Here is a 5,496-nt window from a genome sequence, read left to right on the forward strand (position 1 = left end):
CCAGGGTTGATACGCTCAGGTGAATAACCAACCTTGAAATCAACTCCGCACTTAAGTCCTGACTCTTTTTCAAGAATAGGAACACAGATGTCCTCTGTTACTCCCGGATATACAGTTGACTCGTAAACTACGATTGAACCCTTTGTGAGGTACTTACCAAGTGTACGGCTGGCTCCCTCTACAGGTGAAAGGTCAGGTGTATGATCGTCGTTTACAGGTGTTGGAACTGCAACAACGTGGAATTTACACTCCTTAAGTTTCTCAGGATCTGCTGTAAATTCTACAGAAGTCTCTTTAATAGCTGCATCGCCAACTTCTCTTGTTGGGTCGATTCCCTTTTTATAAAGATCAACCTTAGCAGCGTTGAAGTCGTAACCTACTACCTTGATCTTTTTGGCGTAGGCAACCGCTATAGGCATTCCTACATATCCAAGTCCTACAAGTGATAACTTTTCTTCTCCGGAAAGGAGCTTTTCATATAAGCTCATCGTGTATCCTCCACACTAAAAAATATTTCAATTTAAATTTAATTCCAATAACATACATAGGTATTATACTACGGCTGTCAAATATGGCAAAACGTCCCGTCTCAAGCGGTAATCTCATCTATGTACGTTTTTATGATCTTTTTCCTGTCAAAATTATTTTCAACCCAGGCGCGGCCATTGCGCCCCATTTCTTTTCTGCTCTCCATATCAAGCTGCATGAATTTATCAAGAGCAGTAAAAAGAGCTTCCTTATTCCTGGGCTCAGCTAAAAGCCCTGATCTGTCCTTGTCCACGATCTCTTTGCAGCCGCTTATGTCAGAAGCAATAACAGGTCTTCCTGTTGCTGCGGCTTCCATGAGGACATTGCTCATTCCCTCGTGGTAAGAAGGATGAACTATGGCATCAGCTTCTTTTATATAAGGGTGAATGTCCTTCTGATAAGGGATCATCTTAAGGATTCCGGCTTTCTCAGCCTCTTTTACCCTGCTCTCAAAATCATCCTCGCAGTAGCCGATTGCTGAAAACGACACCTTGTCGCCATATTTCTCATGGAGCTTATCTGCTGCATAGAGGTACTCTTCCGAGCCTTTTTCCTTCATGATCCTTCCAATATAAAGAAATCTCGTAACATCGTCGCTGTGGCCTGGGTATTCTTCAAATTTGTGTTTATCAAGATTAACGCCGGAGCCATTTACAGTCACATGCTTTTTGGCATGTATGCCGCAGTTTTCAAATATCTGTCTGTTGTTCTGATTCTGGAAAAAGAGGCATTTGCAGCCCTTAAGGGAAGTCTTGTACATGGCGATTATCATTTTCAAAAGAACTCCGCCCCGCTCAAATGTACTTCCAAGTCCTGTGATAGTTGAAAAATATGGGATCCTTGCAAGTCTGCAGGCAAAACCACCGTAAATATTGGGCTTTATAGTATAGGTTAAAACGACGTCCGGGCGCTCACTTTTTAAAAGCTTTCTATAAGCGCCAAAAAGAGCCAAGTCCTGTACAGGATTGACTCCGCGTCTGTTTATGTCAGTATGAACTACCCTGCAGCCCTCTGCAGTCAGCTCTTTTACCTTAAGATCATCAGGAAGGCTTATGACTACCTCGTACCCTTTGTCCATAAGTCCAAGGATGAGTTCGTTTCTGAAATCATAGAGCCCGCTTGATGAGTTTGCTAGTATTAACGCCTTTGGCATAATGTCACCTTTATGATTTATTTTGCTAATTTATCCTCAGGAAGGATGCAGAGCTCATTGTATTTCATCATGTAAACGCCTTCCTGATAATCACCGATGTTAACAGGATTCTCAATACCTTTTAAGTTGTTGATGATGCATCTTGGGAAGTTTACTCCGCAGGCATAGGCATGTGGATATCCGCCGCCAAAACGGGGATTAACTTCTGAGAGATACCATACATCTGTGGCATTGTCATAGAAAAGGTCAATGTCGATCATTCCTCTGTAGCCCACAGTCTCAACGAATGAAGCTATCTGCTTAAAGAGTCTCTCATCTTTTACAGAAACAGATTTATCTGTCTCGCCGGCTCTCATCTTTATCTTTTCCTTGAGGAAAATGTCTGTGCACTTGCCGGAAATAAGGTCAATGTACACATCAGCGCCGTACTCCTGGCCTCTCATGTACTCCTGAATGATAAGGTCATCGAAATCGTGGAAAAGAGCTACAAGCATCTCCTTAGATTCCACAGCATTTATATTTATTGATGCGCTGCCATTTCTGGGCTTTACAAAAACAGGGAAATCCACTTCTCCTGCTGCCCTTGCAGTCTCGAAATCCTCTATTGAAAGGTAGCACTTGGCTGTAGGAATCCCGAGCTTAATAAGCATCTCGTACATGCGGTACTTATCAAGGCTTGTCTCGCAGAGCTCGTATGATGAAACGATAGGTGTAACACCTTCCTCAGTGAATCTTTCTGCATTCTCTGCCAAAAGAGAAAGCTCAGGATCGATAAGACTGAACACACCATTTATGTTATTTCTTTTGCATACTCCAAGGATCTCATCGATATAGAAAGGGTCCTTGATCTTAGGAACGATTATAGCTTCGTCTGCATCATATATGGCAGGGCCAATGTTTGAGCAGTCTGTGGCAAAAACTTTGCCGTTATGAGCAAGCTCTTTTTTGAAAGCCTGCACTACTTTATTTCTGGTTCCTGCACTTAATATCAAAATATTAGTAGCCATATGCACCTCTTTTTATTTTGAAAAATGTTTATTTTAATTTGCCTGTCTTTTCCAGGCGCTCTTTTCTTATCTGAGCAAAGTTGCCTTCAACCTTGTTGGTATCTTCTGCCACCTGATCCGTGTGGCCAAAAACTGTCTTGAAGGTAAGTCCGATGACTTTAAGATCCATGAGGAAATTTAAGTTTTCCACATACTGGGCATCGATTTCAAATCTTGTATCCCAGTCAACTGTGTTTCGTCCGCTCACCTGGGCAAGTCCTGTAAGACCGGGCCTTACTGTGTGCCTTAATTTCTCACGCTCTGTGTAATAGGGCAGATACTCGACAAGTAGTGGCCTTGGTCCGATAAAGCTCATATCGCCCTTTAGGATGTTGAAAAACTCCGGCAACTCATCAAGACTGGATTTTCTGAGAAAATTGCCAAACTTTGTAAGTCTGTCCTTATCTGGTAGGAGCTTTCCCTCAGCATCTCTTTTATCTGTCATGGTCCTGAACTTATAAAGGTTAAATATCTTCTCATCCTTACCAGGACGGGCCTGCTTAAACAGGATCGGACTTCCAAGCTTGACCCTTACAAGGATCGCAAGGATAAGGTATAGCCAGCAAAAAATTATTATAACCAGTAAAGATATTATTATATCCACTATTCTTTTAATATATCGTGCGTAAAAAGAATTCTTCATCATTCTCTATTCACAGATCAATATGCAGCTTTACATACTCTTCAAAACGCGGTAGCAACAAGGAAATGTACCCATATTGAGCTGTATTTATTATTCCCTTTCTTTTTAACCTGTCTCTATATACAGAAAACTGCGAAGTAGTCATTCCTACTAATTCACGTAGCTTACTTACATTTGTTTCACCACTGATTGCCATTGCACTGACAACTTTTCTGTCCATTTCAGACATTTCAGACCATATTTTATCATAGACGTACTCATCCAGATACTGGTCATATTCAGGCAGTATATCTTCTATTTTACTTTCTTTGTTATTCCAATATATATATCCCAAAACCTGAAATGCAAAAGAATAGCCCTTTGTCAGCTTGGCCATATATTCTGCCTGCTCATTATCTATTTCAAAAACTTTTTTATAATGAGACACGACTGCTGTATAATTTAACGGCTCCAAGATAACCTTAGGAGCTCTATATAAAAATGTCAAAGATTTTTCATTTTGCAGGTTATATAAATTCTCATATAATCCCGTCATTATTAAATAAACCTGGAAATTTCGCCTGAGATATATCTGAAAAGCTGCAGCAAATACCTTTAAATTGGCATTATTCGTAACTTCATCCACTGTTATCAGTACCCTTTTCCCAGCCTTTGTTATATATTCAAGCATTCTGTTAACAGCAACTTCTGTATCAGTGATGGGGGCTGCATTTTCAACCGAAACGCCCAGACCTAATGCTGAAAAATCCAACTTTGCTTTAATAAAAAGAGCATGTAATTCTGGAACAGCGTAGAGTGTGGCAGCAAGACCTTCAAGCATATCTCTCTCCGGGCTTATCTCGACCACAATCCAATCTTTTTCATTCCTAAGCCTCTCTGAAATATCTGTCATCAGGACAGTTTTCCCTGATCCCCTTATACCAGTAAGCATAAAAACATGATTAGAAGGATTATCGTCTGTAAACATCTCAACTATTTGATTTGTCTGCGTTATTCTGGAAATATATTGAGTAGGTAGAGTTCCAAAGGAAATAGAAAATGGATTCCGCATCTTTACTCCTTTTATATCTTTTTATATCTATGAATCTGTTTTATATCATTTTATATCTTTTTATATCTTGCAGTTACTTTTATATCCTTTTATATCTATAATATTATGCTTAACCAGATTATTATGTCAATTAAATAAAACATGAAATGATATTTCAGCTCATTAATACATATTTCACTGTAGATAAACGGGAGTATTTCTGCACAACCAAACAGGTTGGCAGGAATACTTTTTATTTGTATATGCGTAAGTAGCTGGCTCCGTACGCCACCATTGACTGAACCTGAGGAAAACGCCCTGGTCAGCGAGCCGACGGTGAGGATGATGGGAACAGTAATTAGATTCGTGCACCGTCGAATTCAGCATTGTAGCGTTTTCCTCAGCCCCCGTCAATGGCAAGCACCTTCGGTGTGGCTAGGTACCAGGGCCTCGGGCTCTGAATCCAGGAACAGTAGGGGCGGCTACTTTCAATGATATGTGTGACTATATTCCCGCGACCTCCAATTTAAAGAGAGCGAAGATTACATTTTGGAAATATAGCCTGATTTTTGAGCTTACAACACCATTCGACGAGGATTTTGACTTGTGATTTTGGGTACATACGACTTTTTTGAAGTTCACGCACCATTATATAGCTGATCATAATGCTCAGTTCACTCATCCAATGGATGTGTAAATCTATTTTTTCTCGTATATGCCCATTTTCCCTTCCCGAGAATTCTGCCGATGGATGTCGTAACTTAAAAAGTATAGCTATATACCCATTTCACTGTGACAACCTGGAGATAGGAGAAGATTTTTGAGTGTGTTTTCTCATAAGTAGGATAAATGCTCGATTTTAGTGCCTTTTATCCTACAGATTTAATCCATATCATTCCGTCCGTATAACAGTCCATATTTAATGGAGATAGTTATTCTGGGCATATAGCGCTTTGTAAAGCTTCCAGCCACCTCTGATTCTTACTATTTTGGGTATATAGCAGCTTTTTGCGATGCCAGCCACCCTCACGAACGTTCAAATGGGCATATAGGCCGATTTCAAGCCTCTGGCCACCCGTTAAAAGGGTGGCTGTGG

4 protein-coding genes and 1 pseudogene are annotated in these 5,496 nt (G+C 40.4%); all 5 read right to left on the bottom strand.

The features are described 5' to 3' along the window. Positions 1–488 (bottom strand): annotated as a pseudogene (locus E7303_RS17790) (nucleotide sugar dehydrogenase); the annotation flags it as partial. Positions 489–589: 101 nt separating this feature from the next. Next, complete coding sequence (locus E7303_RS17795; protein WP_292146804.1) at positions 590–1,681, bottom strand: glycosyltransferase family 4 protein; 1,092 nt, start codon at positions 1,679–1,681, stop codon at positions 590–592. Positions 1,682–1,698: 17 nt separating this feature from the next. After that, positions 1,699–2,688: an ATP-grasp domain-containing protein gene (locus E7303_RS17800; protein WP_292146805.1), complete on the bottom strand. Its 990-nt coding sequence runs from the start codon at positions 2,686–2,688 to the stop codon at positions 1,699–1,701. Positions 2,689–2,716: 28 nt separating this feature from the next. After that, positions 2,717–3,370: a sugar transferase gene (locus E7303_RS17805; protein WP_200821063.1), complete on the bottom strand. Its 654-nt coding sequence runs from the start codon at positions 3,368–3,370 to the stop codon at positions 2,717–2,719. Positions 3,371–3,380: 10 nt separating this feature from the next. Continuing rightward, complete coding sequence (locus E7303_RS17810) at positions 3,381–4,421, bottom strand: ATP-binding protein (RefSeq protein ID WP_292146806.1); 1,041 nt, start codon at positions 4,419–4,421, stop codon at positions 3,381–3,383. Positions 4,422–5,496: the final 1,075 nt, after the last annotated feature.

Source organism: Butyrivibrio sp. (genome assembly GCF_015056685.1).
GTDB lineage: Bacteria > Bacillota > Clostridia > Lachnospirales > Lachnospiraceae > Butyrivibrio.

Coding starts and splice junctions, on each gene's coding strand:
- E7303_RS17795 (WP_292146804.1), bottom strand. CDS start 1,681: ATGCCAAAGGCGTTAATACTAGCAAACTCATCAAGCGGGCTCTATGAT.
- E7303_RS17800 (WP_292146805.1), bottom strand. CDS start 2,688: ATGGCTACTAATATTTTGATATTAAGTGCAGGAACCAGAAATAAAGTA.
- E7303_RS17805 (WP_200821063.1), bottom strand. CDS start 3,370: ATGAAGAATTCTTTTTACGCACGATATATTAAAAGAATAGTGGATATA.
- E7303_RS17810 (WP_292146806.1), bottom strand. CDS start 4,421: ATGCGGAATCCATTTTCTATTTCCTTTGGAACTCTACCTACTCAATAT.